Below are 25,622 nucleotides of genomic sequence, written 5' to 3' on the forward strand. Positions count from 1 at the left end.
ACAGGGCGGCAGACGCTTTCAACAAAAAAGAACGATAAGTCCGAGAGGCGAAGTTTCCGGTCCGCCTCCGTGCTCAGGAATACCGGACTCCCGCGCGCGCCAGCTGCCGCCAGAAGCCCGGGAAGCTCTTCTCCACGCACTCCGGCCCCGTCAGATCCAGAGGCACCCCGGACAGCACACACAGGGTGGCCGCTGACATCGCCAGGCGGTGGTCACCCCGGCTGTCCATGGCGAAGCGCGCGGGCTTCACCTTCGGCGGGAGGATGCGGAGCGTCTCGGTGTCGGCTCCGGCCGACAGTTCCGTGGTGCCGCCGTAGGCCGCCACCAGCGTGCGGATTCCCTCCAGGCGGTCGCTCTCCTTGACCCGCAGGATGCCCACGTCCGTGAGCGTCGTGGGCCGGGGCAGCACGCACGCGAGCGCCGCCAGCGTGGGCAGCAGGTCCGGGCACTCCTTGCCCGTGGCCCGCAGCTCGCCCGTGGCCTCGCCCCCGAAGCGCCAGGTGTTGGGCGCGCCCGCGGGGATCATCTTCAGGCCCACGTCAGCGGCCAGCCGGAGGATCGCCTGGTCCGGGTGGGCGCTCTCGGGCTCCGCGCGCTCCACGGTGCCGCCCGTGCGCCAGGCGATGAGCACCAGGTACCCCAGCGAGGACCAATCGCCCGGCAGTGATGGCACGGATTCAGGCGCCTGATAGCCCGTGACCGAATAGTGACCTTCGGACTGCTCCACGGTGAAGCCGAAGCGGCGCAGCCACGCCACCGTGAGGTCCATGTAGCCGGCGCTGGTGAGCGTGCCTTCGATCTCCACGCTCCACGCGCGCTTCTCCCGCAGGAACCGCTCCGCGCAGCCCAGCAGCAGGCTGGAGGCGTACTGGCTGCTCTGCGCGCCCGGCACCCGGAACACCGGCGGTACCTTCGCCGTGTCCTGGGGCGCGTGCAGCTCCACCGGCCACGGGGTGCCTTCGGTGAGCGTCAGGCCCGCGGGGCCCAGGGCCTGCTTCAGCGACGTGAAGAGCGGGCCGTGCGGGCGCTCGCCCAGGCGGGGCGTGCCGGTGAAGCGCACGCGCGCACCGGGCGTCACCGCGGCCTGGGTCACCAGGATGCGAAAGGGGGCGCCGCCATCCGCGCAGTCCACGTCGCGCACGGGACCGGGGGGAAGGCGCAGGGCCTCCACGCCCCGGCGCAGCACGCGCACGTCGGCGGGAAGGTCCTCGTCCGATTCCGCCTGCACCGACGGCAGCGGCCAGGCGCCCGTGAGGTGTCCCAACACCAGGGCTCGCTGGGCGTCCGACTTCGACACGGGCGGGGTGAGCGGTGAGGCGCTCAAGGCGCTCGGGTCGACGGTCAGGCGGTTCGGCGAGGCGTGGCTCAAGGGCGGGCTCCTCGGGTCCAGGCGGGCCACAGGGCCCGCCACGTCTTCGGCAACACATCCACGACTTCGGCGGTGCCCACGGCGGTGAGCAGCACCATGCGCAGCTCGCCGTTCGCGCCGGCCTTCTTGTCGGCGTCCAGGAGCGCGACCACGTCCTTCAGCGACGCGCGGTGGGCCAGCTCCGCGGCGCGGTCGCGGCCCAGCACACCCGGGCCTCTGGCCAGCGCGCGTTCCACTTCGTGCGCCACCGGCTCCGGGGTGATGCCCAGGTGCCGGCCCACGTCCAGGGCCCAGAGGATGCCCAGGCCCACCGCGTCGCCGTGCGACAGCTTGAAGCGCGACAGGCTCTCCAGCACGTGGCCGAAGGTGTGGCCGAAGTTGAGCACGCGGCGCAGGCCCTGGTGCTCGTAGGGGTCCTTCGCGCAGACGCCTTCCTTCAGGCCGCGCGCGTCCTTCACCAGCTTCTCCAGCGACGGCGGCGTGCGCACGTAGCGCTTGAAGAGGGACGCATCCAGCGACGCGACCATCTTCCACGCCTCGATGGAGCCCTCGCGCACCTGCGCGTCGGACAGCGTGGCGTACAGCTCCGGGCACAGCCAGGTCTCATCCGCGTAGTGGAAGACGCCCGCGGGGTTCTTCACCACGCGGCCGCGCACGACGAGGTCCACCGCGCCCTTGCCGCCCAGGCTGCTGTCCACCGCCGCGAGCAGCGTGGTGGGCACCTGCACCAGCCGCACGCCGCGCTTGAGCAGGTGCGCGCCCACGGTGGCGACGTCGCCCACGGTGCCACCGCCCACGGCGACGAGCGTGCCGGAGCGCGGCAGCGTGATGCCGCCCGCGAGCACCTTCTGCAGTGACGCGAGGCTCTTGGCGCGCTCACCGCCGACCAGCTGGATGATGGCGCGCGGCTTGCGGGCCTCCAGCGCGGGGATGAGCGTGGGGTGGAAGCGCGCGACGGTGCGGTCCACCACGGCGACGCTGCCTTCGGGCAGCTTCGCGACGAGCTTCGTGAAGGAACCCCAGCGGTCGGCAGGGGGGCGGTAGGAACCGGGAGGAAGCGGGCTCATGCGGAGTGGGGGCGGGCGTTGAGTTGCTGGACGAGGTCGGCGATGACGAGCGACACCATGGCCTCCAGCACCGGGACGGCGCGGGGCATGATGCACGGGTCGTGACGGCCGCCCTTGGCGTGATCCGCGAGCGTCGCGGGGGGCTTGAAGAAGGCGCGCACCTGCATGGGCTCACCGTTGGCGAGTCCACCCTGGATGCCACCGTACGCGTCCTTCACGGCGTGGAACTGCGTGCCGGGCTGGCCGATGCGCTGGAGCAGATCCGGCGGGCCCCACACGACACCGGTGACGGCGCCGATGCTGCCCAGCGCCTGCGCGATGAGCGCCTTCAGCTTGCCGAAGATGGGCTCGCCCAGACCGACGGGCAGGCCCTCCACGCGCACGTCGATGGCGCCGCCCAGGCTGTCCCCGGCCTCCTTCGCGGCGAGGATCCGGCGGGACATCTCCTCGTTCACGGCGGCGTCCGGGCAGCGGGTGGCGTGCCCGTCCACCATCGCGCGGGTGAGGCCCGGCGCGGGAACGGAGGCGACCAGCTCACCCACCTGGGAGACGTAGGCGACGGTGCTCAGCGAGGGCAGGTCGCGCGCGAGGTAGGCCTCCGCGATGGTGCCACCGATGACGCGGCAGAGCGTCTCACGGCCGCTGGTCCGGCCGCCGCCGCGGTGGTCGCGGTGCTTGTAGCGTTCCCGCCACACGGCGTCCGCGTGACCGGGCCGGTCCACGCTGGCCAGCTGGTTGTAGTCCTGCGAGCGCTGGTTCGTGTTGCGCACGATGGCCGCGATGGGCGTGCCCAGCGTCTTGTCCTGGAAGACGCCGGACAGGATTTCGACGGTGTCCGGCTCGTTGCGTGCCGTGACGAGCGCGGACTGGCCGGGACGCCGGCGGTCCAGCGCCGCCTGGAGCATGTCGCGCGTGAGCGGAACGCCCGCGGGGCAGCCGTCGATGACGGAGCCCAGCGCCGGACCATGGCTTTCGCCAAAGGTGGTCAGCCGGAAGAGGGTGCCAAAGGTATTCATGTCGCCGTTTCCCAGAGTTGTCGCTGCCGCCGGGCCTGGGCGACGAACCACGCCGCACCTAGCAGGAGAGGGGTGCCCCCGCGGCGAACGATCTCCGCGGCGACGCGCCGGCCGGGCGCACCGTATGCGATCACCGCCACGCGTGCCCCGTGGAATCTCAGGTTTTCGGGCGGGGCCACCCGGTCTGGCCAGGTCCAGACCCAATCCCCCGTCAGCGGCGTTTGAATCTCCGCCCGCCGCACGACCCGCAGGGCGAGTCCCTGTTCAGCGGCCACCAGCCGCAGGGCCTGCGTGGAGCCGCCATCGCCCAGCACCGCCACGTCCTTCGCGCCCAGGCGCTCCAGCACCGCGCGGGCGCCCTCGGTGTCGGTGTTGAAGGACTCCCACCGCGTACCCCGGCGCACCAGCGTGTTGATGGCCTCCAGTGCCGAACCGCTGTGCTTCGCGAGCCGCATCTTGAACGGGCTCGTCACCGCGAAGCCCGCGTAGTGCGGCAGCAGCGCGTCCACCACCGCCTCCACCGGCGCGTCCTCCGCCAGGTCGATGCGGTCGAACGGCTGGCGGTGGATGCGCGGCGAGCGCGAGTGGGGAATGGACGTGCCCAGGATGCCCAGGCGCAGCGCGTGCGGGTCCTTCACCTTGCGGTGCTCGCGCACCACGTCGTCCAGCAGGCGCTGTCCGGGGGCCGCCGTCCACGGGCCGCCCATGGCCACGTACTCCAGGCCGTTCCTGCGTGAGAGCACCGCGCGCGCCGGGATGGCGACGGGCCCCATGCCCAGCACGGTGACGCGCTCTGAGCCGAAGCGCTGCGACAGTTGGGCTTGCGTCTCCAGCAGCACGTCCAGGTGCGCGGGCCCGTCCATGGGCTCCACGTGCTTCACCAGCGCATCCGGGGGGATGGGACGGGACCAGCGCCTGAGCGCCTCCGCCGTCGTCAGCGGCCCTTCCGCGTGGTGCGACGCGAGCAGCTTGCCCGGCGGCGCGTCCATGTCCTGCGCGCGCTCCACGTCCCGGTCCACGCGCCACGCCGCCTGGATCCAGGGGGCGGGCAGCGGCTTGCCCCGCTCGGAGACGAGCAGCGGCATCACGCGGGCGAGCGCGTCCGGGTCGATGTCGCCGGGGGCGTGCAGGTCGGTGCGCACCTCGATGACGTCCGCGCCCCGCTTGAGGCCGTCGCGCGCGAAGGCCTCGGCGTCCGCGCCGGTGAGGGTGGGGGGCAGGGTGATGATGCGCCGGGTGGCCATCACGCGGGCTCCTGGGCAAGACAGCCCCGGAGGAAGTCCGCCAGGGAGATGGTGGGGACGCGGGCGTGCAGCGCCTCGCGTTCGTGGAACAGCGAGTGGAGCTCCTCCTCCAGCGGCACGTCCGTGCGCAGCCGAGGGCGCGTGGTGTCCGCCGTCAGCCGCTCGCGGTACGTGTCGAAGGTGACGGGGACGACGAGCGTGAAGTGCCCCGCGAGCGCTTCCGGATGATGCGACAGGAAGCCGCCACCCACCGCCACCACGCTGCCCGCGGGCAGGAGGCCCAGCGTCTCGCGCTCAGCGGCGCGGAAGGTGGTGGGGGACTCCGCGACCCAGGAGCGGAGCGGGCGCCCGTGCCGGCGCTCCAGCTCCGCGTCCAGATCCAACCCGGCCCGCCCGAGCAGCTTCGAGACGAGCGGCAACAGGCGGGTCTTCCCGGCGGCGCGGTGCCCGGCGATGACGACGGTCTGCGTGCCCACCGGGCGGGGGCAGGGCCCCGGGGACGAAAGGGCCCCCTGGAGCGCCTGCTGGAGTCTGGGGTCTACCGACGCGACGACTTGGGAAACAAGGAGGCGTCGTGCCTCAACGGACGGTGCCGACATAGACGTAGGCGGTTCCAAACAGCAGGGGGTGGGCGGCGCGCTCGGAGTAGGCGCCGGCCTGGTCCATCAGGGAGAGGAAGCGCTCGCCGGCGGGGAAGGCCGCGGCGGTGCGGGGCAGGTACTGGTACGCCGCGCGGTTGCCCGTGAGCAGGCCGCCAATCGCCGGCATCACCGTCTTGCTGTAGAAGCGGAACAGCGCGCCGTAGGGGCCCGTGGGCTGGCCGAACTCCAGCACCACCACGCGGCCCCCGGGGCGCACCACGCGCGCCATCTCCTGGAGGCACTTCACCGGATCATCCACGTTGCGGATGCCGAAGGAGATGGACGCCACGTCGAAGCTGTTGTCCGGCAAGGTGAGCGCCATGGCGTCCTGCACCTGGAACTCCACCTCCAGCCCCGCCTTGGCCGCCTTGGCCGGCGCGCTCTCCAGCATCTCCGGGCAGAAGTCCGTGCCCACCACGCGGCCCGTGGACCCCACCTTGCGCTTGAACGACAGCGCCAGGTCACCCGTGCCGGTGGCGCAGTCGAGCACCTGGCTGCCTTCCTTCGCGCCGCTGAGCTTCACCGCCGTGCGCCGCCACAGCCGGTGGATGCCGAAGGAGAGGACTTCGTTCGTCACGTCGTAGCGCGTGGCGATGGAGGAGAACATCTGACGGACTTCGGTACTCATCGCGCCCCCGCGATCTGTGCCGGCACCGCCGGCGTCCAAAGGTGACGGTCCACCGCGGCGAGCACGCCCGGCAGCCGCTGCATCAACGTAGCGAAATCCCCGGGCGACATCGCCTGCTGCCCGTCGCACAGTGCTTGCTCCGGCCGGGGATGGACTTCAATCAACAATCCATCCGCCCCGCAGGCCGCCGCCGCCAGCGACATGGGCGTGATGAGCGACGGGATGCCCGTGGCATGCGACGGATCCACGATGACCGGCAGGTGCGTGCGCTCCTTCGCCCACGCCACCGCGGCCAGGTCCAGCGTGTTGCGCATCGACGTCTCGAAGGTGCGGATGCCGCGCTCGCACAGCAGCACCTGCTCGTTGCCGCCCGCCAGGATGTATTCAGCGGCGTTGAGCCACTCCTGCACCGTGGCGGACAGCCCGCGCTTGAGCAGCACCGGCTTGCGCAGCCGGCCCAGCGCGCGCAAGAGCCCGAAGTTCTGCATGTTCCGCGCGCCCACCTGGAGGATGTCCGAGTGCTCCGCCATGAGGGGCAGTTGCTCCGTCTCCATCACCTCGCTGATGATGGGCAGGCCGTGCCTCCGGCCGGCGTCCACCAACAGCTTCAGCCCCGGCTCCCCCATGCCCTGGAAAGCGTATGGACTGGTGCGCGGCTTGAACACGCCTCCGCGCAGGAGGTGCGCACCCGCCTGCGCCACCGCGCGTGCCGCCAGTTCCAACTGCTCCGCGCCCTCCACCGCGCACGGCCCCGCCATCACCACGAAGCCGGGGCCACCCACCTCCACGGCCCCTACGCGGACGCGGGTGCCCTCTGGACGCGCTGCGCGAAGGACGCGGTGTGCACCCGGGTCACGCCGCCCGGCTGGGTCCTCTGGCTGCTGGCCTCCCACAATGGCTCCTTCGCTGGAGTTACGGGAATTCAGATTCCATGGAGTTCAAGCGGTTTTGAACTCCTTGGTGCATGTATAGCCGAGATCGCTTAGAAGACAATCGAAGGTGATGTCACTCGCATCCCCCGAGGTGCAGGAGAATGGCTGATGACGCCGCTCAGTCCCGCTGAGGGCCCGCGATGGGTCGCCGGGATGATGCCCCTGGCGGGAGTGGATCCGCTGGCTGGAGCAGGCAGCCTCGGCGTTCCTTCCGTGTATTGGGAGCGGCCGGTGGCACGCGAGGCGGTGGCGGGATGGGGCGAAGCGGGTGTCCTGGAAGCGCATGCACCGGGCGAGTTGCCGGCGGTGCTCGGTGCGCTCGGGCAGGACAGCGTGCGGTGGTTGGACGCGGCGTCTCCTCTGTTGCCGGGCCCCTGGTTCGGCGGCATGCGTTTCAGCCCGACGGAACCGGTGGATGGCGCGTGGCGCTCGCACGGACTGGCGCGCTGGACGCTGCCGGAGGTGCTGGTGTGGCGCGATGGCAGCGCGCTGGCGGTCGCGGTCTTCGCGCTGGAAGTGCCTGGCGCGGAGGACGTGGTGCGCTCGCGGCTGGAGCGCGTGCGGGCGTCCTTTCCTCAGGCCTACCGGCACCCGGTGGGCGAGCCGGTGGCGCTGCGCACGGCCTCGTCGCGGCCGGACTTCGAGGCGCTGGTGGATCGCGCGGTGGAGGCCATTGGCGCGGGCCAGTTGCACAAGGTGGTGCTGGCGCGGGCGCTGGATGCGGAAGGGCCGGCCCCCTTCGACGTGGTGGATGTGCTGGCGCGCCTGCGCGAGCAGAACCCGCGCTGCGCGACGTTCCTCTTCCGCGCGCCGGACGGCACGGGCTTCCTGGGCGCGACGCCGGAGACGCTGTGCCGGGTGGACGGGCGGCGGCTGGAGACGGAGGCGCTCGCGGGATCCGCGGCACCGGGTGGCGCGGAGGCGCTGGACGCCAGCGACAAGGACCGGCGCGAGCATGACGCGGTGGTGCGCTACATCCTCCAGGCGCTGACGCCGGTGGCGGCGAGCGTGTCCGCGGACGCGCAGCCGTCGGTGCTCGCGCTGAAGAACGTGGTGCACCTGCGCACGGGCATCCGCGCGGAGCTGGCGGAAGGAGTGGACACCGCGCGGGTCGTCACCGCGCTGCACCCCACGCCGGCGGTGGGCGGCACGCCGCGCGAGCGCGCGCTGTCGTTCCTGGTGGAGCACGAGTCGTTGGACCGGGGTTGGTACGCGGGGCCGGTGGGCTGGGTGGGCCCCGGACGCGCACACCTGGTGGTGGCGTTGCGCTCGGCGCTGGTGCGCGGTGCGAAGGCCCGGCTCTTCGTGGGCGCGGGCATCGTCGCGGGCTCCAGCGCGGAGTCCGAGTGGCGGGAGACGGAGATGAAGAGTCTGGCCATGCTGCGCGCGCTGGGGGGCCGGTGATGTCCCTGGACACCAACCTCAACGTGCTGTGGTCGCGTGCGCTGCTGGAGGAGCTGGTGCGGGGCGGCGTCCGGCACGCGGTGGTGTGTCCGGGCTCCCGTTCGTCGGCGCTGGCGCTCGCGTGCGCGCACACGCCGGGCCTGCGCGTCTGGTCCGTCATCGACGAGCGGAGCGCGGGCTTCTTCGCGCTGGGCATGGCCAAGCAGTCGCGCCAGCCGGTGGTTCTGGTCGCGACGAGCGGTTCGGCGGGCGCGCACTTCTTCCCGGCCGTCATCGAGGCGGCCATGGCCCAGGTGCCGCTGGTCATCCTCACGGCGGACCGCCCGCTGGAACTGCAGGGCTGGGGCGCGCCGCAGACGGTGCCCCAGGGCCGTTTCTACGGAGACTTCGCGCGGCTGTTCGCGGACGTGGGCATGCCCGAGGCGAACAGTCCGGCCATCGCGCACCTGCGGGCCACGGCCGCCCGCGCGGTGAGCACCGCGTGCCGCGCGCCCCGGGGCGCCGTGCAACTCAACGTGCCGTTCCGCGAACCGCTGGCGCCCATTCCGCAGGACTTCGGCGCGGAGAAGCTGACGGCGCTCGCGAGGGAAGGGCGGGCGGACGCTCCCATCACCCGCATCCTGCCGGCGTCGCGGGCCCCGGACGCCGAGGCGCTGGACGCCGTACGCGCCCGCATCGCCGCCACCGAGCGCGGCGTCATCGTGTGTGGTCCCCGCGACGAGGACGACGGCTTCGCGGAGGCCATCGCCGCGCTGAGCCTGGCGACAGGCTACCCGGTGCTCGCGGAGGCCACATCCCAGGCGCGCTATGGCGGCGGCCCGCTGACGGTGTCGCTCTACGACGCGCTCCTCCGCCATGAACCGTTCACGCGGAGCCACACGCCGGAGCTGGTGCTGCGTTTCGGCGGAGGCCTGACGCCCAAGTCGCCGCAGCAGTGGCTGGACACCTCCGGCGCGGACATCACCGTCTTCAGCGACGAAAGCGCGCTGTACGACCCGGCGCACCGGGCCGCGCGGGTGGTGGAAGGCAACGCGGTGCTCGCGTGCCGGGCGCTGACGGAAGGGCTGTCGAGAGGCCCCGGCCGCTGGGCGCAGGACTTCGTGAACGCGGAGCGGATGGCCCGCAGCGCGCTGGAGGCGGCGCTCGGTGAGCAGTCCGAGGCATTGACCGAGCCCCGGCTGGCGCGCGAGGTGGTGGCGGCGCTGCCGGCGAACGCGCTGTTCTTCGTGTCCAGCAGCATGCCCATCCGCGCGGTGGATGCCTTCGCGCACGGTGGCTGTGTGCCGCTGCGCGTGCTGGCGAACCGGGGGGCCAACGGCATCGACGGCATCGTGTCCAGCGCGGCGGGCATGGCCGCGGCGGCCGGCAGGCCCGCGGTGCTGCTGTCCGGCGACCTGGCGCTCCTGCACGACGTGGGCGGGCTCGTCACGGCGGCGCGGGCGCGCGTGCCCCTGACGGTCGTGGTGGTGAACAACGACGGCGGCGGCATCTTCTCCTTCCTGCCATTGGCGCAGGTGGCGAAGCCGGACGAGTTCGAGACCCTCTTCGGCACGCCGCATGGCGTGGACCTGTCGCACGCGGCGGCGCTCGCGGGTGCTCGCTTCGAGCGGCCCACGACGCCCGCGGCCCTGCGTGCGGCGGTGCGCACCGGGCTGGAGGGTGGCCTCCACCTGGTGGAGGTCCAGGTGGACCGGACCACCAACGTGGCTGCGCACCGGCACCTCTATGCGCGGATGGCCGCCGCACTGGGAGAAGGACCATGGGCGTGACGCTCGCTTATGACACCTGGGGCGAAGGCCCCCATACGCTCCTGGCGCTGCACGGCTTCACCGGCAGCGGCGCCTCGTTCGGACACCTGCATCCGCTGCTCGGCCGCTCCGTGCGCGTGGTGGCGGTGGACCTTCCCGGCCACGGCCGCACGCCGCTGCCGGAGAAGACGGGGCGCGACGGCTTCCTGGAGACGGTGGACGCCGTCGTCCAACTGGCGCGCGAGCTGGGCGGCCAGGTGGATCTGCTCGGCTATTCGCAGGGTGCGCGGCTGGCGCTGGGCGCCGCGGTGCGCGCGCCGGAGTGCTTCGGCCGGCTGATCATGGAGAGCGGCTCGCCCGGCCTGCACCGCCGTCAGGAGCGCTCCGAACGGCGCGAGGCGGACGCCAAGCTCGTGGACTTCATCCGCACGAAGGGCGTGGATGCCTTCGTGGACCGGTGGGAAGCGCTGCCCCTCTTCGACGGGCTGCGCCGCCTGCCGGATCCGGAGCAGTCCGCGCTGCGCGAGCGCCGCAAGGCGTGCACGAGGGAAGGGCTCGCCGGGGCGTTGGAGACCCTGGGCCTGGGCGTGCAGCCGGACTACTGGCCGGCGCTGCACCGTCAGCGGCTGCCCACGCTGCTGCTCACCGGGGATCAGGACGTGAAGTTCACGACCCTGGCGCGGCGCATGGCGGCGGAGCTGCCGGTGGTGTGGCGCCACGCGTTCGCCGGGGTCACGCATGCCCCGCACCTGGAGGCGCCGGAGGCGTACGTGCGCGAAGTGCTCTCGTTCCTCCAGACGCCCTGGTACGAAGCGCCGCAGTTCGAATCCGCCATCCTGGCGCGAGAGGCGACCCACTCGTGACGACCCTGGTGAGCAATCCCTCCGGTGCGGTGCCTCCCCGGCCCACGCTGAAGACGTGGCTGATGGCCGTGCGTCCGAAGACGCTGACCGCCGGCGCGGTGCCGGTGCTGGTGGCCACGGCGCTCGCGTACAGCAACGGCGTGGGGCGCCTGTTGCCCGCGCTCGCGGCGCTGCTGGGCGCGGTGCTGATCCAGATCGGCACCAACTTCATCAACGACTTCTATGACTACAAGAAGGGCGCGGACACCGAGGAGCGCCTGGGGCCCAAGCGCGTGACGCAGAGCGGGCTCATCGCGCCGGGCACGGTGCTGCTGGGCGGCCTCGTGTGCTTCGCGCTGGCGACGCTGGTGGGGCTGTACCTGGTGGCGGTGGGCGGCTGGCCCATCGTGTTCATCGGGGTGGCCTCGCTGGTGTGCGGCTACGCGTACACGGGCGGCCCGTATCCGCTGGGCTACCACGGCCTGGGCGACCTGTTCGTGCTCATCTTCTTCGGCATCGTCGCGGTGACGGGCACGTACTACGTGCAGGCCGGCTTCGTGGCCCCGGCGGCCTGGTGGGTGTCGCTGCCGGTGGGCGCCATCGGCACGTGCCTCATCGTGGTGAACAACCAGCGCGACGCGAGCACGGACGTGAAGGCCGGCAAGCGCACGGTGGTGGTGCGCTTCGGCCAGGGCTTCGGCCGCGCGGAGTACGTGCTGCTGCTGGTGGCCTCCTACGTCACGCCGTTCATCCTGTTCGCCAGGGGCTACGCGAGCGCCTGGGTCTTCCTGCCGCTCCTGAGCCTGCCGTTGGTGGTGCCGCCGCTGAAGCTGATGCTGAAGGCGGAGGGCGCCGCGCTCAACCCCGCGCTGGGCGGGACGGCACGCCTGCAGATGGTGTTCGGGCTGCTGTTCGCGGTGGGGCTGTACCTGCGCTGAAGGGTTGTCATGCGCATCACCGAAGCAACGCTCACCCCGCTGCACCTCGCGCTCTCCACCCCCCTGAAGACGGCGAGGGGCTCGTACGCCACGCGCGACGGGTTCCTCGTGCGATTGCGCGACGAGGACGGCCACGTGGGGCAGGGCGAGGCGATGCCGCTGCCCGAGTTCGGCACGGAGTCACTGGCCACCACGCACACGGTGCTGCGCGGGTGGCTGGGGTCCCTCAAGGGCCAGTCGCTGGAGGACAGCATCGAGGGCATCGAAGCCACGCTCGTGCCGTCGGCCAGTGAGGAAGTGCGCCAGCACGGTGCGCGGCTCCGCGGCATCGACATCGAGGAGCCCGTCCCCGCCGCGCAGCACGGCCTGGAACTGGCGCTGCTGGACCTGCTGGCCCAGCGCAAGGGTGTGCCCTTGTGCTGGCTGCTCGCGGAGGAGGCGAGGCAGGAGGTCCTGGTGAACGCGCTGCTGAGCGCCGTGGAGCCCGAGGCCCTGGCCCACGAAGCGCGAGCGGCGGTGGAGGAGGGCTACCAGACGCTGAAGGTGAAGGTCGCGGGCCGCTCGCTGGACGAGGACGAAGCCCGGGTGCGCGCCGTGCGCGACGCGGTGGGCCCCCGCGTGCGTCTGCGCCTGGACGCGAACGGCGGCTGGACTGAGCCCGAAGCCAACCGCGCCCTGGATCGGCTGGGCTGGTACGACCTGGAGCTGGTGGAGCAGCCCACCCATCCCGAGGACCTGCAGGCGCTGTGGCGCGTGCAGCGCCGTGCCCCGTGCCTCATCGCCGCGGATGAGACGCTCGCCACGCCCGCCTCGGTGCGCACGCTCCTCACAATGGACCTGGGCGGCGGGCCGGCGGTGGGCGCGGTGGTGATCAAGCCGATGGTGCTCGGAGGGTTGCTGCCCTCCATGGTGGTGGCGCTGCGTGCGGCCCACCTGGGCATGCACGCGTTCGTCACCAGCTCCATCGACGGCGTGGTGGCCCGTGCGGGCGCCGCGCACCTGGCGTCCGCGCTGCCGTCAGGAGAGTTGGCCTCCGGGCTCGCCGTGGGGCGGCTCTTCGCGGACGAGCCGAGGGATCATCCCTATCAACCCCAGCGGGGACTCATCCGGCTGCGCGACCTGCCCGGGCTGGGGCTGAACCCGGACCTCATCCGGGACCGCTGAGCCATGCGCTCCGGCCGTCCCAGCCTCGGAGACGCCAGGCCATGACCTACGACTGCCCCATCCGCGAAGGCGCGCGCCGGCATCCCGAAGCGGAGGCGCTGCGCTTCACGGGACAGACCTGGACCTTCCGGGCGCTGGACGAAGAGGTGGCGCGCTGGACAGCAGCGCTGGCCGCGCACGGAGTGGATCAGGGGGACCGCGTGGCGCTGCTGTCCACGAGCCACCCGTCGGTGACCTTCCTCTTCTGGGCCCTGGGCCGCCTGGGCGCGGTGTTCGCGCCGCTCAACGCCCGGCTCACCCCGGCGGAGCTGCGGCCCCTGCTGGAGGCCGTCGAGCCTCGCCTCAACCTGGCACTCAACGCCCTGCGCGACCGGCTTCCCGGAGCGGAGTCCCTGGAGTCCTTCCTGGAGGGCGTCGCGGCGCACTCCGTACCCGTACGAGCCTGGGACGCGGACACGCCCCGGGTCATCCTCTTCACCAGCGGGACGACGGGGAGGCCCAAGGGCGCCGTGCTCACGGAAGGCGCCTTTCGCGCCTCGTGCCGGGCCTCGGCCGCGAACCTGGGCGCGCACCCCGCGCCGCGCTGGCTGGGCACGCTGCCGCTGTTCCACGTCGGCGGTCTGGCCATGCTGACGCGCACCGCGTACGAGGGCGGCTGCCTCCTCCTGCACGAGCGCTTCGACGCGGACGCGGTCAACCGCGCCATCGACACGGAGGGCACTTCACACGCCAGCTTCGTCGCCACCACGCTGGAGCGGGTGCTGGACGCGAGGCAGGACCGCAAGCTGCCCGCCACCTTCCAGTGCGCGCTGATTGGCGGCGGTCCCGTCCCCACGGCGCTGCTCACACGGGCCCGTGCCGCGGGACTCCTGGCCCTCCAGACCTACGGCCTCACCGAGGCCTGCTCCCAGGTCACCACCGAGCGTCCCACGGAAGCGGATGGCCGCACCGCGGGTCCACCCCTGCCGGGATTGGAGGTCCGCATCGTCGGGACGGACGGCACGACGCTCGGTGAGGGACAGGAAGGCGACGTGGAGGTCCGGGGCCCCACGCTCATGGCCCGCTATTGGCGCCAGCGCGATGCCACGCGAGACGCCTTCCACGACGGCTGGTTGCGAACCCGGGACGTAGGCGTCCTGGACGCGAAGGGGCGCCTCACCCTCCTGTCGCGCCGCACGGACCTCATCGTGCGGGGAGGGGAGAACCTCTACCCGGCGGAGATCGAAGCCGTCCTCGCCAACCACCCGGCCATCCTGGAGTCCGCCATCGTCGGCGTGCCGGATCCGCACTGGGGTGAAGTCCCCGTCGCCTTCGTCGTCCTGCGCCCCGGCCATGCCCTGCCCGGAGACCTGGACGCGTGGTGCCGGCAGTCGCTCGCGCGCTTCAAGGTCCCCACCCGCTTTGTTTCAGTTGAAACATTGCCTCGGAACGCGATGAGCAAGGTGGAGCGCGCCGTCCTCCGGAAACACGCCCTGTCTCATCCCCCGTATCAGCCAGGGTCCTAACAGCCCTGATTTCCTGCTGGGTGGGGTTCACAGGACTCGCTGAGAAGACCTGTCAGGTTGGGTTATAATATTCCGCTGTGGGGGGATCCTGAGAGGAAGCTCAAGGTGAGTACCGCAGTGGAAACAGTGAAGGTGGAAGGACAGTCCGAGGCACGCCACATCGACGCGCACGGCAGCAAGGCCCCAGCCGCCATGAAGTGCCCCCATCTGGGAGCCCAGTACAACCCGTTCGCGGGACCGCATGTCGAGGACCCGCATCCGTTCTACGCGCAGCTGAGACAGGACGCTCACGTCAGCTTCAACCCCATGCTGGGGATGTGGCTGGTGAGCCGTTACGAAGACATCTGCCAGGTGCTGAAGGATCCGTCGCGCTACTCGTCGGCGGACCTGGGCAACATGGGGTCGGTGCTCTCCCCGGAGACGCTCTCGGTGCTCGCCGAGGGCTATCCCCTGGCGGACAGCCTGATCAACTCGGATCCGCCGGCGCACACCCGGCTGCGCAAGCTGCTGGGACGGGGCTTCTCCGCCCAGCGCATCGCCGCGCAGGAAGCCCCCATCCGCGCCGTCTCCCAGGAGCTGATCCACGCCTTCGCGCAGAAGGGACACGCGGACCTGGTGACGCAGTTCGCGTACCCGCTGCCCGTGAGGGTCATCCTGGGCATGGCGGGCGTGCCCCAGGAGGACATGGCGGACATCAAGCGCTGGTGCGACGACTTCTTCCGGATGATCTTCACCCGCGTCCCCGCGGAGGAGCAGCCGCCGCTGGCGCGCAGCTGGGTCACCTTCCAGCACTACGTCGCCCGCCTCATCCGCGCCCGGGAGGACGAGCCCCGCGACGACCTGATCAGCTACCTGGTCACCACCGACGCGGACGGCGAAGCCCTCACGCTGCCGGAGCTGATCATCGCCATCGCCGGGAGCATGCTGGCGGCGGGCCATGAAACCACGACGGCGCTGCTCGCCCAGTGCTGGAAGCAGGCCCTGCTCCAGCCCGGCCTCTGGCAGCGGCTGCGCGCGGATCGCTCGCTGGTGCCGCACCTCATCGAGGAGACGCTGCGCTTCGACTCGGTGGCGCACGGGATGATCCGCACCACCCTGGAGGACGTGGAGCTCGCGGGCGTCGCGCTGCCCAAGGGCTCGCGGCTGCTCCTGCTCTACGCGTCCGGAAGCCGTGACTCCGCGCTGCTCGCGGACGGGGAGCACTTCGACATCTCCCGGCACCACCCGACACACCTGGGCTTCGGCCGGGGCATCCACTTCTGCATCGGAGCGCCGCTGGCCCGGCTGGAGGCCCTCATCGCCACCAACATGCTGCTGGATTCCCTCCCGGACCTGCGGCTGGAGGAGAACCCGGAGTTCGGAGCCACGCAGTCGCTGACCATCCGCTCCATCCAGCACCTGCGCGTGCGGTGGACCCCCACCGGGGCCTGACGCCACCCGCAAGGCGCCCGCCCCGCCCGTGGCGTTCCCACGGACGGGCCGGGTGCTTCGTCAGCGTCTCAGCACTCCGACGCCGGGTGTCCCCAGGGGTTGGTGCGCGGATACTGGCGCAGCAGCGTGCACAGGCGGTGCGCGGCGACCATCGCGGCGGACGGCCGTTGCGGCTCGGCGTGCATCGCCGTCTGGCCCAACCGGGCCGCCTGCAGTGCCAGCGCGTGCTGGACTTCGGGAGACCAGCGCTTGAATTCGAGCCATTCCATGAGCCTGCTCCTCGTTGAAGGAGCGGCCATTGAACCCCCTTCAAACCCGGAAATCACGACGCCCTGCGTTGGCCTGGGGCGTCAGTGACCTCCCGCTAACAGCCCTTTCAAGCCTGCGAGGCATTGGCAGGTCGGCCAATGAGCATCATCAGGCCGAAGGGGTTCCCCGGATTGGTGAGCCGGTCGATCTCCCACACGTAGTCGTCGCCCAGACCGTGGGTGAGCTCGCGCATCTCCTCCACGGAATAGGTTCGCAGACAGGACACCACGCCGTCGAACGCCGCCGCGATGGGGATGAGCGGCATGAGGTAGGTGAGGGCGAGCCGGTCCGCGCGCACCGGGCGGATGAACGGCGTCGTCAGGGGGACGTTGATCAGCGCCGCCGCCGTCATGGCGATGGCCGGCCCGCGCCGCTCCACCAGCTCCATGATGGCGATGCCCCGGCGCTGCGCGACCGCGTCCGCCAGCACCTTGCGCGCCAGGTCCGGCGGCAGGTGATGGAACGAGTTGCACATGATGCGGAAGCCCTTGAACGTCGCCGGCACCGCCGTCGCGTCCACCGGCGTCGTCACGTAGTCGATGCGCCCCGGGTTCGCCGCCTTCGCCTTCTCGAACGCGGAGATCTCCGGGTACAGGTCCGTCAGGAGCGCCGTCGCCTGGTAGCCCTCCTGCGTCTCCAGCATCTCCAGCAGCTTCGGCACCGGCCCCGCGCTGCCCGACGCCATGTCCAGCAGCTGCGTCTCACCCATCGCCGCCATCGCGCCCTTGAGCCGCTTCACGAACTCCGAATAGCGGTCGTCCGACAGGCTCCATACGTACGCCAGGAAGTCCGTCACGCCCCGGCGAAGCACCTTCGGGAACCAGGGCTGATCCTCTAATTCAAAAAGTTGCAGTCTGGGCATAATCGCTGGGCGCTCCAAGGGGCTCAGGGGGGAGGTGACTCCCGAACTGTCGCCCAGTCCGGAGCGACGTACAAGAGGCGCCCTCCGGGGGCATCGGCACACATCTGCAGGCCTGGGAATTCCAATAAACCCTCTAATTCCTGCCGCCGTTCCGAAACTTTGAAACGTTGCAGGAAATCACGGCCCGAAAGCCAGACAGCAGCCCCAGGTGATGATCCGTCCCTGCAAGGTTTCCCGAGGGGTGCGTTTGATTATCAGGCAGTCGGGATGGGGTAGACCGGGTGTTTCTGACTCGGGGCCCAGACAGCCAGGAATGCGCCGAAACAGCGTATCCGGGGTGGGGTTGTCGGAATTTATAGGTATTATTACTTACGACCGAGGGGGGCTTCGGTCGTCTGGTTGCACGGTTCAAAACGGATCAGCTCGCACACAACGGGAGGGAGTAATGGCTCCGGAATCTGTTGATGTGATCGTCGTCGGAAGCGGCCCGGTGGGTGCCATGGCGGCGAACCTGCTGGGGCAATACGGCCTGCGCACCGTGGTCATCGAGAGGGAGACCACCGCGCACACCCAGTCCCGCGCCATCAACGCGGACGACGAAGCGCAGCGCATCTTCCAGGCCGCGGGTCTCACGGGCGAGCTGGGGCCGGGCTTCCACCCGTGCCTGAAGATGACCTACGTGGACGACGAGATGCGGATGCTCGCCGAGGTGGACTTCACCAAGGTGGAGCGCCCCAACGGCCACTACATCGGGGCGCTGTTCAACCAGCCCCGCCTGGAGGCCGCGCTGCACCGCGGCCTGGAGCGCTTCTCGCACGTCACGATGTGGCGCGGCCACGAGGTCGAGTCCTTCATGCAGGACGACGACGGCGTGTCCGTGCGCGTGAAGGACACCGTCGCCAACCGCACCGTGACGGTGCGCGCGCGCTACCTGCTGGCGTGCGACGGCGCCAAGAGCGGCATCCGCCGCCGGCTGGGCCTGAAGCTGGAGGGCACCACGGCGCTGGAACACGCGCTGGCCATCTCCGTGGAGACGCCGTCGTCCGCGCCGGACTTCACCTACTACCCCTGCGGCCCGGAGCGCGTGGGCATCGTGACGCGCACCGCGCACGACGAGATGCGCTTCGACACGGTGGTGAAGCCGGGGCAGGACCTGGAGTACGTGAAGAGCCCCGAGTACGTGCGGAGCATCATCGCGCCCTTCATCGATCCGGACTCCGTGAAGGTGAAGAGCGTCAACCTCTACGCCTACCACAGCCGCATGGCGGAGAAGTGGCGGGTGGGCCGGGTGTTCCTGCTCGGGGACGCGGCGCACCTGATGCCGCCGTTCCTGGGACAGGGCCTGTGCTCCGGCCTGCGCGACGCGGCGAACATCACCTGGAAGCTGGCGCACGTGCTGGGCGGCGCGGCGGACGCGTCGCTCCTGGACACCTACGAGGTGGAGCGCCGGCCGCACGCGGCGGAGATGATGCGCCTGTCGGACTCGCTGGGCGCGATGCTGGCGTCGGGCGGCCCGTTCATGGCCCGCGCGCGCAACGCCTTCATCAAGCTGCTGTACCACATGCCCGTCACCGGCCCCTTCATCCGCGAGTACAAGATGAAGCCGAACCTCTTCCACGCGGAAGGGTTCCTCTTCGGCGGCAAGCGCGGCAAGTCCAAGCAGGCCGCGGAAGGCGCCTACTTCCCGCAGCCGCGCGTGGAGCACGGCGAGGAAGGGGAGCGCCCGCTGGATGACGTCATCGGCCACCGCTTCTCGGTGCTGACGCGGCCGGGTGCGCCCGCCGAGGTCCAGCAGGCCGCCAAGGCGATGGCGGAGGACATCGGCGGCGTGTGGCTGTCGGTGGCGCCGGCGGCGCGCTCCGGCGCGGGCCGCTCGGGTGAGGTGGTGGACCTGGAGGGCAAGCTGGGCGAGTGGTTCGCCCAGCACGGCTCGGACCTGGTCGTCCTCCGTCCGGACCGCTACGTCTACGCGGCCACGAACCGCGCGGGCGTCGCGCAGGTCCACGCGGCGCTGAAGCAGTCCGTGCGCCCGCTCACCCGTTGGGGCAGCCGCGGGTCGCGCCGCGCGGCGCAGCTGGGGGCCTGAGACTCAGGCGGTGGCGGCCTGGAGAATCTGCCGGGCCTTCGCCATGCAGTCGCCGTAGAAGCGCAGGTAGATGTCCAGGGCACGGGCGCCCGTCTTCGCGATGGTCGCCGCGTGCTCCGGCTTCTGGCCGAGCAGCTTGTTGAGCATGACCTCGTTGAGCGCGGTGTGGCCCACGTCCAGCTCCACGTGCTCCTTGATGAACGACAGCGAGTTCATCACGTCCGGGCCCAGCACGCGCTTGCACTGCTCGATCAGCCGGGGCGCGAACACCACCGACAGGTTTTCGATCTCGTACTCGATGGCGACCTGGCCGCCCGGCATGGGGCCCGCGATGGTGTCCTCGTGGATCTGCCGGTACTCCTGCATGGCCTGGGTGGGGGCCTGCGCCATGAGGGCTTCCGCGTCCAGCTTGGGGAAGCGGCGCGCGTTCCATCCGGCCACCAGGTTCTTCGTGTCCTCCACCATCATCAGGTGGTGACCGGCCTCGTGCTTGGCGTGGGTGATCAGCTTCTCGCCCACGTCGACCATCCCCGCCTTCACACAGGCCTCGCCGGCCCGGCGGATCCACCCGTCCACGGGCTCCGTCATGTAGACGCCCAGGGCACACAACTGGATGAGGAAGGCCTCCAGCAGGGCGGGCTCCACGTTCGGATCCAGCAGCGTCGTCACGTGGGGGCCGGTCGCCAGCAGGTGACGGACGTCGGTGACGTGGGGGAGGTACTGCTCTTCGACGAGGGGCTTGTTCATGGGGTGGGGGTCCTCAACGGGAGTGGGCACCGCGGCGCCCGATGGTGAGTTCGCTGATGTGCTCCAGGAAGTCCGGGACGAGCTTGGAGGAGATGATCCACAGGTACGGGTCCGGCCCGTCGTGCAGACCGCACTCCTGCACGTAGTCGCCGCCCTCGTCCTCGCGCAGGTAGAGGAAGGAGGGGCGGTTGCGCGCGGCGTACCAGCGGCGGGCCGCGTCCAGGAGGGCCGAGTACGCGCGCGTTCCATCCCCCAGCAGGGAGAACAGCCGCGTGTTGTCCAGCAGGCGGAAGAGGTTCGCGCCCAGCTGGCCCAGCTCCACCACGGCGGCGGCGCAGGGCACGCCGTCGCGGCGGGCGACCAGCACGGTGCGCTCGCGCTCCATGCCGAAGCTCTTCCACTTCGCCGTCACGGGACCCATGTCCAGCCGGTCGCGCGTGAGGTCCAACGACTCCACGTAGCACTCGGGGAATTGCTGGGCGACGGTCGCGGCCAGCAGGCTCAGCTCACCCGGGGTGGCGGGACCCACGGTGTACGGGTGCACGCGGCCCGTCATCTCGTGGCTGTAGGCCTTCATCTTCTGGATCTTCCGCGTGTAGGCCAGACCCGAACCGGACTCCATCTGGCGCTGCGCGTACTTCACGTGCGCCTTGTTGATCCACGGGTTGAGGGCCTCCACGTAGGCCACCACCCAGTGGAAGTCCGGGTCGCTCTGCGGGTGCTCGAAGGTGCGCAGGTAGATGTCGCGCATGATGGCGCCCGCTTCCTGCACCCCCGCCGGCGGCTTGCCAGGCCGCTTCGCCACCTGGTGGCCCAGCCACGCGTGGCGGTACGGCTTGGTGAAGGACAGCGTGGCCTCGATGCCGCGCTCGGACGGCCACACCGCGTTGCAGAACAGCTGCGGCACTTCCGAGGCGCGCTTCGCGAGCGACGCGAAGTTGAGCTTCAGCTCGTCGAACTCCGCCGGGGAGCTGCCACCCAGGCTGAAGAAGCCGGAGCGGTTGAACAGGTCCCACAGCTCCTCCACCAGGCCCTCGCTGGTGCGCGTGGCCGGGGACATCGTCTGGGACACGAAGCGCACCCAGCGCGCCTCGTCGGACGAGTAGGGCAGCACGCTCAGGCCGCACAGCACGGTGCCGTCCGCGCGCACGCCGCTGACGTAGCGGATCTCCCCGCGAACGCTCACCCGGTGGCCGTCGCCCAGCTCCAGCTCGATGAGCGGCGGCAGCAGACCGGGGAAGAGCAGGTCCTGCGGCTGGCAGCGCATGCACAGGCCGGAGAAGGACAGGTCCAGCACCTCGCGCCGCAGCAGCCCCTGCTCCCGCCACAGCGGGTGGTGGAACCGGGCGTGCACGCCGTCGGGGGCGGTGACGCGGCGGTGCCAGCGGTGACGGATGCGGAACAGCTGCGCGGGCAGGGCGGTGAAGAGGCGGTCGCCCTCGCTGCGGCCCTCTTCCGCGCGCAGGCGGTACGCGGAGTTGTAGCCGATGACGTCGATGTCGTACGACGGCTCGCCGAAGTCCGGGGTGGACTCCTCCGTGCGCCACTCCAGCTGACCGGTGGTGGCGTGGAAGCGCTCCAGCACCATGCGCACCACCCGGCCCTGGCGGCGCAGCACGCCCTTGTTCCCGGCCGCGCAGATGGCGGTGAAGATGGAGCGGATCCGCTCCGGATCCGAAATGGTGTCCTGCACGGGCAGCGCGGAGGCCGCCGGCACCGCCACGCCCTGGCGCAGCGCATCCGACAGGAAGCCCAGGATCTGCCGGCCCTGCTCCAGCGTCACGCCCACCAGCTGCAGTCCCACCGGCGCGTTCGGGACGTCCGTGTCCGTACGGATGAAGGCGCCATTGAGCGGTCCAATCGTGGCGCCGTTGCACGCCAGGTACACCGGGAAGGTGCGCGCCTCGGTCGTGTCCACCAGCTGCTGCCGGGGGGCCACCCACACCACCGTCGGGGACAGCCGCGTCACATCACCCAGCACCGCGTCCGGCCGGCCCACCGCGCAGGTGATGGCCGTGGGGCCGGTGCCGTGCAGCGAATAGCCCGAGTCATCCAGGGCGGCTTCAGCGGGGGGGAGGGGAATCACGTTGCGCAGCGCGTCGCCACTGCCGAATTCAATCGCATGCCGGAACTTCGAGGACGCCGGGATCCCTCCATCCATCGTCAGGACTCCCCTCTTGCGGGCAGCGACACCATTGGTGGTCGGCGATGTTGCGAGCACAACACTTCCTCCCTGATTCACTGGAGACGCTGACGGCTCTGGATTCTGGGTCCTCATCATGGAGATCTCGGCCGTAACAGTCAAATCGAATTTATATGCCTGGGCTGTTTTTCCGCCCCCGGCCCTGACTCACCCTGGGTCGTGATTGACCAGGGAAATAAGGGTTTTCCGAGGAGTAATCCGGACCCAGCGTGCGCATCTTTATCAGCAAAGTGGCGCAGGGCTGTAACTCTCCTTCACGCGGGAAAATGGGGGAGTCCCGGGTCGGACTGGCGATGGACGCCTGTCAGAGGGGGCCGTTATGGTCGGCGTTTCCGGGTTTGGGCGCAGGGAGCCGCGGATGAGCGCAGCGCTGGATGTGAAGGGTTCGCCGGGGGACGCGGAAGCCTCCTTCAGCGGTCAGGGGCTGGAGCCCGTGGACCTCCCAGACGTCTTCCAGGTGGATGTGGCGATGTCCGTGCGTGACGCGCTGGGGCTGCTCGGCGCGACGCGGCGGCTGCGCGGCGTGGAGGTATCGCTGGAGCTCCCCGAGGAGCCGGTGATCGCCCGGGTCAGCCGGCGCCGCCTGGAGCAGGTCGTCCTGTTGCTCGTCGCCCACGCGGCGGACGTGGCGCCGCCGGACGCGCTGACCGTGCGGGTGGTGGTGGATCCGCCGGACGACTTCGGGGACGTGGGGCCGCGCTTCCAGGTGGTGATGCCCGGCGTGAGCCTGTCCGAACGGGAGACCCGCTCGGTGGTGCTGTCGCCCCTGCGCGTGGGAAGCACCCAGCGGCGGCTCGCGCGGGCGCGGGAGCTGGTGGACGCCATGGGCGGCGAGCTTGCGCTGGAGCGCCTGGAAGAGGGGACGGCCGTGAGCGTCCAGCTGCCGGCGCCCGGGCTCGCGAGCTTCTAGCCCGCTCCCAAATCCGGAAAAACGATCCTGCTTCCGGACCATTGGCTGCGATAAGCGCGGCACACCCCGGGTGTATCGAACCCAGGGGGACGTGCGGCCAAACTCCTTGACGACCGGGGGCGGGTTCCCGACTATCCGCCGCCTCTCAATACCCGGTCTCAATCAGGAGTTTGCGTTCATGGCGCCTCCCTCTGGCGAGAAGATCACCCTGCAGAACGGCAAGCTGAACGTGCCGTCCAACCCGATCATCCCCTTCATCGAGGGCGACGGCACCGGCCGCGACATCTGGAAGGCCTCGCAGGCCGTGTTCGACGCGGCGGTGGAGAAGGCGTACGGCGGCAAGAAGAAGATCTCCTGGTACGAAGTGCTCGCCGGTGAGAAGTCCTTCAAGCAGGTGAACAACTGGCTGCCGGATGAGACGGTCGCCGCGTTCCGCGAGTACCTGGTGGGCATCAAGGGCCCGCTGACGACGCCGGTGGGCGGTGGCATCCGCTCGCTGAACGTGGCGCTGCGCCAGATGCTGGACCTGTACGTCTGCCTGCGGCCCGTGCGCTACTTCAAGGGCGTGCCCAGCCCGGTGAAGCAGCCGGACAAGGTGGACATGGTCATCTTCCGTGAGAACACGGAAGACATCTACGCGGGCATCGAGTTCGAGGCCGGCACCGCGCAGGCGGAGAAGTTCCTGGGCTGGCTGAAGCAGGAGTTCCCCAAGGAGGCGGGCAAGATCCGCTTCCCCGCGAACGTGGGCATCGGCATCAAGCCCGTGTCACAGGAAGGCACGGAGCGCCTGGTGCGCGCCGCCATCCAGTACGCGGTGGACCTCAAGCGCAAGAGCGTCACGCTGGTCCACAAGGGCAACATCATGAAGTTCACCGAGGGCGCGTTCCGCAAGTGGGGCTACGACCTCGCGGCGCGTGAGTTCGGTGACAAGGTCTACACCTGGGACCAGTGGGAGGCCACCAAGGCCGCCAAGGGTGAGGACGCCGCCAACGCCGAGCAGAAGGCCGCGGTGTCCGCCGGGAAGATCATCATCAAGGACTCCATCGCGGACATCACCCTGCAGCAGGTGCTGACCCGTCCGGACGAGTTCGACGTCATCGCCACGCTCAACCTCAACGGTGACTACCTGTCGGACGCGCTCGCGGCGCAGGTGGGCGGCATCGGCATCGCGCCGGGCGGCAACATCAACTACGTCTCCGGCCACGCCGTCTTCGAGGCCACCCACGGCACCGCGCCGAAGTACGCGGACCTGGACAAGGTGAACCCGGGCTCCGTCATCCTGTCCGGTGAGATGATGCTCCGCCACATGGGCTGGCACGAGGCCGCGGACCTGATCATCAAGGGCATGGACAAGGCCATCGCGGCGCGCACCGTGACGTACGACTTCGCGCGCCTGATGAAGCTGGAGACGAAGGACGCCGTGACCGAGGTGAAGTGCTCGGAGTTCGGTCAGGCCATCATCAAGCACATGTAGTCCCCACCCCGGAACAGGAGGGCGAAACCATGGCTCACAAGAAGAAGAAGATCGGCCTCATCGGCGGCGGCCAGATCGGCGGCAACCTGGCGCTGCTGGCGGTCCAGAAGAACCTCGGCGACGTGGTGCTCTACGACATCCCGGCGGCCGAAGGTCTGGTCAAGGGCAAGGCGCTGGACATCAACCAGCTGTCCGCGGTGGACGGCTACGACAGCCGCGTCACCGGTTCCACGGACTGGAAGGACGTCGCGGGCTCGGACGTGATCATCATCACGGCCGGTGTGCCCCGGAAGCCCGGCATGTCCCGCGAGGACCTGCTTGAGGTCAACCTGAAGATCATGAAGGACGTGGCGGGCAACATCAAGCAGCATGCCCCGGACGCCTTCGTCATCAACGTGGCCAACCCGCTGGACGCGATGGTGTTCGCGCTCCACAAGATCGCCGGCCTGAAGGACAACATGGTCGTGGGCATGGCGGGCGTGCTGGACACCAGCCGCTTCAAGTGCTTCGTGGCCGAGGCCCTGGGCGTCTCCATCCGTGACGTGGAGGCGCTGGTGCTCGGCGGCCACGGCGACGACATGGTTCCGCTCGTGCGCCACAGCACCGTGGGCGGCGTGCCCCTCACCCAGCTCATCGCCAAGGACAAGCTGGACGCCATCATCGACCGCACCCGCAAGGGCGGCGCGGAGCTGGTGGGCCTGTACAAGACGGGCAGCGCCTACTTCGCCCCGGCGTCCTCCTCCATCGCCATGGCGGAGAGCTTCCTCTTCGACCGCAAGCGCGTGCTGCCGGCCGCCGCCCTGCTCAAGGGCCAGTACGGCATCAACGACTTCTTCTTCGGCGTCCCCGCGCAGATCGGCGCGGGCGGCGTGGAGAAGATCATCGAGGTGGAGCTGAACGACGCGGAGAAGGCCGAGCTGAGCAAGTCCTTCACCTCCGTGAAGGGCACCGTCGACCTCGTCAAGCTGTAATCCGGCTGTCGGCCGGGCCCGCCGGAATCCTGCTGGCGGGCCCTGCCTGATGCCGTGAATGATCCGGGCTTATCCCCCGGCGCACCGTCGTTGCGGCGGTATTTTTCCAAGTTAACTAGCGTGTTGGACTC

Annotated in this window: 22 protein-coding genes; 11 read left to right on the top strand and 11 right to left on the bottom strand. The window is 70.5% G+C overall.

The window, feature by feature from the left end; genetic code table 11:
- Positions 1–73 precede the first annotated feature (73 nt).
- The 7 genes from D7X32_RS07920 to aroF form a co-directional block, all read right to left on the bottom strand.
- A complete protein-coding gene (locus D7X32_RS07920) occupies positions 74–1,369 on the bottom strand; it encodes a 3-phosphoshikimate 1-carboxyvinyltransferase (RefSeq protein WP_120601891.1) in 1,296 nt (431 codons plus the stop codon).
- Positions 1,366–2,436, bottom strand: coding sequence for a 3-dehydroquinate synthase (locus D7X32_RS07925; protein ID WP_120601892.1), 1,071 nt, complete (start codon positions 2,434–2,436; stop codon positions 1,366–1,368). Before D7X32_RS07925 ends, D7X32_RS07920 begins: the two co-directional genes overlap by 4 nt.
- Positions 2,433–3,452 carry a chorismate synthase gene (gene aroC / locus D7X32_RS07930; RefSeq protein ID WP_120601893.1) on the bottom strand — a complete coding sequence of 340 codons (1,020 nt, stop codon included), beginning with the start codon at positions 3,450–3,452 and terminating at the stop codon, positions 2,433–2,435. Before aroC ends, D7X32_RS07925 begins: the two co-directional genes overlap by 4 nt.
- On the bottom strand, positions 3,449–4,696 hold the full coding sequence (locus tag D7X32_RS07935; RefSeq protein ID WP_439328992.1) for a shikimate dehydrogenase: 1,248 nt from the start codon (positions 4,694–4,696) through the stop codon (positions 3,449–3,451). The genes aroC and D7X32_RS07935 overlap by 4 nt, the downstream gene beginning before the upstream one ends.
- On the bottom strand, positions 4,696–5,172 hold the full coding sequence (locus D7X32_RS07940) for a shikimate kinase (RefSeq protein WP_244238901.1): 477 nt from the start codon (positions 5,170–5,172) through the stop codon (positions 4,696–4,698). Before D7X32_RS07940 ends, D7X32_RS07935 begins: the two co-directional genes overlap by 1 nt.
- Before the next feature lie 103 nt (positions 5,173–5,275).
- On the bottom strand, positions 5,276–5,965 hold the full coding sequence (ubiE, locus tag D7X32_RS07945) for a bifunctional demethylmenaquinone methyltransferase/2-methoxy-6-polyprenyl-1,4-benzoquinol methylase UbiE (RefSeq protein ID WP_120601896.1): 690 nt from the start codon (positions 5,963–5,965) through the stop codon (positions 5,276–5,278).
- Positions 5,962–6,858, bottom strand: coding sequence for a 3-deoxy-7-phosphoheptulonate synthase (aroF, locus tag D7X32_RS07950; RefSeq protein ID WP_120601897.1), 897 nt, complete (start codon positions 6,856–6,858; stop codon positions 5,962–5,964). The genes ubiE and aroF overlap by 4 nt, the downstream gene beginning before the upstream one ends.
- 147 nt (positions 6,859–7,005) lie before the next feature.
- Here aroF and D7X32_RS07955 point away from each other — a divergent pair, with 147 nt between their 5' ends.
- From D7X32_RS07955 to D7X32_RS07985, 7 genes are all read left to right on the top strand, one after another.
- Positions 7,006–8,301: an isochorismate synthase gene (locus D7X32_RS07955; protein ID WP_120601898.1), complete on the top strand. Its 1,296-nt coding sequence runs from the start codon at positions 7,006–7,008 to the stop codon at positions 8,299–8,301.
- Entirely contained in the window at positions 8,301–10,070 is a 1,770-nt protein-coding gene (gene menD, locus D7X32_RS07960) for a 2-succinyl-5-enolpyruvyl-6-hydroxy-3-cyclohexene-1-carboxylic-acid synthase (protein WP_120601931.1), read from the top strand. Before D7X32_RS07955 ends, menD begins: the two co-directional genes overlap by 1 nt.
- Positions 10,061–10,912 carry a 2-succinyl-6-hydroxy-2,4-cyclohexadiene-1-carboxylate synthase gene (menH, locus tag D7X32_RS07965; protein ID WP_120601899.1) on the top strand — a complete coding sequence of 284 codons (852 nt, stop codon included), beginning with the start codon at positions 10,061–10,063 and terminating at the stop codon, positions 10,910–10,912. Before menD ends, menH begins: the two co-directional genes overlap by 10 nt.
- Positions 10,909–11,829 carry a 1,4-dihydroxy-2-naphthoate polyprenyltransferase gene (locus tag D7X32_RS07970; protein WP_120601900.1) on the top strand — a complete coding sequence of 307 codons (921 nt, stop codon included), beginning with the start codon at positions 10,909–10,911 and terminating at the stop codon, positions 11,827–11,829. The genes menH and D7X32_RS07970 overlap by 4 nt, the downstream gene beginning before the upstream one ends.
- A 9-nt stretch (positions 11,830–11,838) precedes the next feature.
- Entirely contained in the window at positions 11,839–12,993 is a 1,155-nt protein-coding gene (gene menC, locus D7X32_RS07975) for an o-succinylbenzoate synthase (protein WP_120601901.1), read from the top strand.
- A 41-nt stretch (positions 12,994–13,034) separates the two neighbouring features.
- Positions 13,035–14,498 (top strand): o-succinylbenzoate--CoA ligase, encoded by a 1,464-nt coding sequence (gene menE / locus D7X32_RS07980; RefSeq protein WP_120601902.1) that lies wholly within the window; start codon positions 13,035–13,037, stop codon positions 14,496–14,498.
- Between the two features lie 105 nt (positions 14,499–14,603).
- Positions 14,604–15,929: a cytochrome P450 gene (locus D7X32_RS07985; protein ID WP_120601903.1), complete on the top strand. Its 1,326-nt coding sequence runs from the start codon at positions 14,604–14,606 to the stop codon at positions 15,927–15,929.
- 68 nt (positions 15,930–15,997) lie between these two features.
- Here the strand turns inward: D7X32_RS07985 and D7X32_RS07990 are convergent, their stop codons facing one another.
- Together D7X32_RS07990 and D7X32_RS07995 are read right to left on the bottom strand one after the other, a co-directional pair.
- Entirely contained in the window at positions 15,998–16,198 is a 201-nt protein-coding gene (locus D7X32_RS07990) for a hypothetical protein (protein WP_120601904.1), read from the bottom strand.
- A gap of 107 nt (positions 16,199–16,305) precedes the next feature.
- Positions 16,306–17,100: a class I SAM-dependent methyltransferase gene (locus tag D7X32_RS07995; RefSeq protein ID WP_147450074.1), complete on the bottom strand. Its 795-nt coding sequence runs from the start codon at positions 17,098–17,100 to the stop codon at positions 16,306–16,308.
- A gap of 445 nt (positions 17,101–17,545) precedes the next feature.
- On the opposite strand from D7X32_RS07995, the gene mhpA reads away from it, so the two are divergent.
- Positions 17,546–19,186 carry a bifunctional 3-(3-hydroxy-phenyl)propionate/3-hydroxycinnamic acid hydroxylase MhpA gene (gene mhpA, locus D7X32_RS08000; RefSeq protein WP_120601906.1) on the top strand — a complete coding sequence of 547 codons (1,641 nt, stop codon included), beginning with the start codon at positions 17,546–17,548 and terminating at the stop codon, positions 19,184–19,186.
- A 3-nt stretch (positions 19,187–19,189) separates the two neighbouring features.
- Here mhpA and D7X32_RS08005 read toward each other — a convergent pair whose 3' ends face one another.
- A complete protein-coding gene (locus tag D7X32_RS08005; RefSeq protein ID WP_120601907.1) occupies positions 19,190–19,933 on the bottom strand; it encodes an iron-containing redox enzyme family protein in 744 nt (247 codons plus the stop codon).
- 13 nt (positions 19,934–19,946) lie between these two features.
- Positions 19,947–22,094, bottom strand: coding sequence for a hypothetical protein (locus D7X32_RS08010; protein WP_171446192.1), 2,148 nt, complete (start codon positions 22,092–22,094; stop codon positions 19,947–19,949).
- Between the two features lie 400 nt (positions 22,095–22,494).
- Here D7X32_RS08010 and D7X32_RS08015 point away from each other — a divergent pair, with 400 nt between their 5' ends.
- The 3 genes from D7X32_RS08015 to mdh all read left to right on the top strand — a co-directional run bounded on the left by D7X32_RS08015 (position 22,495) and on the right by mdh (position 25,491).
- Positions 22,495–23,046 carry a histidine kinase gene (locus D7X32_RS08015; RefSeq protein ID WP_120601909.1) on the top strand — a complete coding sequence of 184 codons (552 nt, stop codon included), beginning with the start codon at positions 22,495–22,497 and terminating at the stop codon, positions 23,044–23,046.
- Positions 23,047–23,224: 178 nt separating this feature from the next.
- Entirely contained in the window at positions 23,225–24,520 is a 1,296-nt protein-coding gene (icd, locus tag D7X32_RS08020) for an NADP-dependent isocitrate dehydrogenase (protein WP_120601910.1), read from the top strand.
- A gap of 29 nt (positions 24,521–24,549) precedes the next feature.
- Complete coding sequence (mdh, locus tag D7X32_RS08025) at positions 24,550–25,491, top strand: malate dehydrogenase (RefSeq protein WP_120601911.1); 942 nt, start codon at positions 24,550–24,552, stop codon at positions 25,489–25,491.
- The last annotated feature ends 131 nt before the right edge of the window (positions 25,492–25,622 follow it).

This window comes from Corallococcus carmarthensis (assembly GCF_003611695.1).
Lineage (GTDB): Bacteria > Myxococcota > Myxococcia > Myxococcales > Myxococcaceae > Corallococcus > Corallococcus carmarthensis.

Bases quoted from the DNA above. Each gene is read 5' to 3' on its own strand.
- D7X32_RS08010 (WP_171446192.1), bottom strand. From the start codon at position 22,094: ATGGATGGAGGGATCCCGGCGTCCTCGAAGTTCCGGCATGCGATTGAA.
- mhpA (WP_120601906.1), top strand. From the start codon at position 17,546: ATGGCTCCGGAATCTGTTGATGTGATCGTCGTCGGAAGCGGCCCGGTG.
- menD (WP_120601931.1), top strand. From the start codon at position 8,301: ATGTCCCTGGACACCAACCTCAACGTGCTGTGGTCGCGTGCGCTGCTG.
- D7X32_RS07995 (WP_147450074.1), bottom strand. From the start codon at position 17,100: ATGCCCAGACTGCAACTTTTTGAATTAGAGGATCAGCCCTGGTTCCCG.
- aroC (WP_120601893.1), bottom strand. From the start codon at position 3,452: ATGAATACCTTTGGCACCCTCTTCCGGCTGACCACCTTTGGCGAAAGC.
- D7X32_RS07990 (WP_120601904.1), bottom strand. From the start codon at position 16,198: ATGGAATGGCTCGAATTCAAGCGCTGGTCTCCCGAAGTCCAGCACGCG.
- menC (WP_120601901.1), top strand. From the start codon at position 11,839: ATGCGCATCACCGAAGCAACGCTCACCCCGCTGCACCTCGCGCTCTCC.
- menE (WP_120601902.1), top strand. From the start codon at position 13,035: ATGACCTACGACTGCCCCATCCGCGAAGGCGCGCGCCGGCATCCCGAA.
- D7X32_RS08005 (WP_120601907.1), bottom strand. From the start codon at position 19,933: ATGAACAAGCCCCTCGTCGAAGAGCAGTACCTCCCCCACGTCACCGAC.
- D7X32_RS08015 (WP_120601909.1), top strand. From the start codon at position 22,495: ATGAGCGCAGCGCTGGATGTGAAGGGTTCGCCGGGGGACGCGGAAGCC.
- D7X32_RS07925 (WP_120601892.1), bottom strand. From the start codon at position 2,436: ATGAGCCCGCTTCCTCCCGGTTCCTACCGCCCCCCTGCCGACCGCTGG.
- D7X32_RS07935 (WP_439328992.1), bottom strand. From the start codon at position 4,696: ATGGCCACCCGGCGCATCATCACCCTGCCCCCCACCCTCACCGGCGCG.
- D7X32_RS07955 (WP_120601898.1), top strand. From the start codon at position 7,006: ATGACGCCGCTCAGTCCCGCTGAGGGCCCGCGATGGGTCGCCGGGATG.
- mdh (WP_120601911.1), top strand. From the start codon at position 24,550: ATGGCTCACAAGAAGAAGAAGATCGGCCTCATCGGCGGCGGCCAGATC.
- ubiE (WP_120601896.1), bottom strand. From the start codon at position 5,965: ATGAGTACCGAAGTCCGTCAGATGTTCTCCTCCATCGCCACGCGCTAC.
- icd (WP_120601910.1), top strand. From the start codon at position 23,225: ATGGCGCCTCCCTCTGGCGAGAAGATCACCCTGCAGAACGGCAAGCTG.
- menH (WP_120601899.1), top strand. From the start codon at position 10,061: ATGGGCGTGACGCTCGCTTATGACACCTGGGGCGAAGGCCCCCATACG.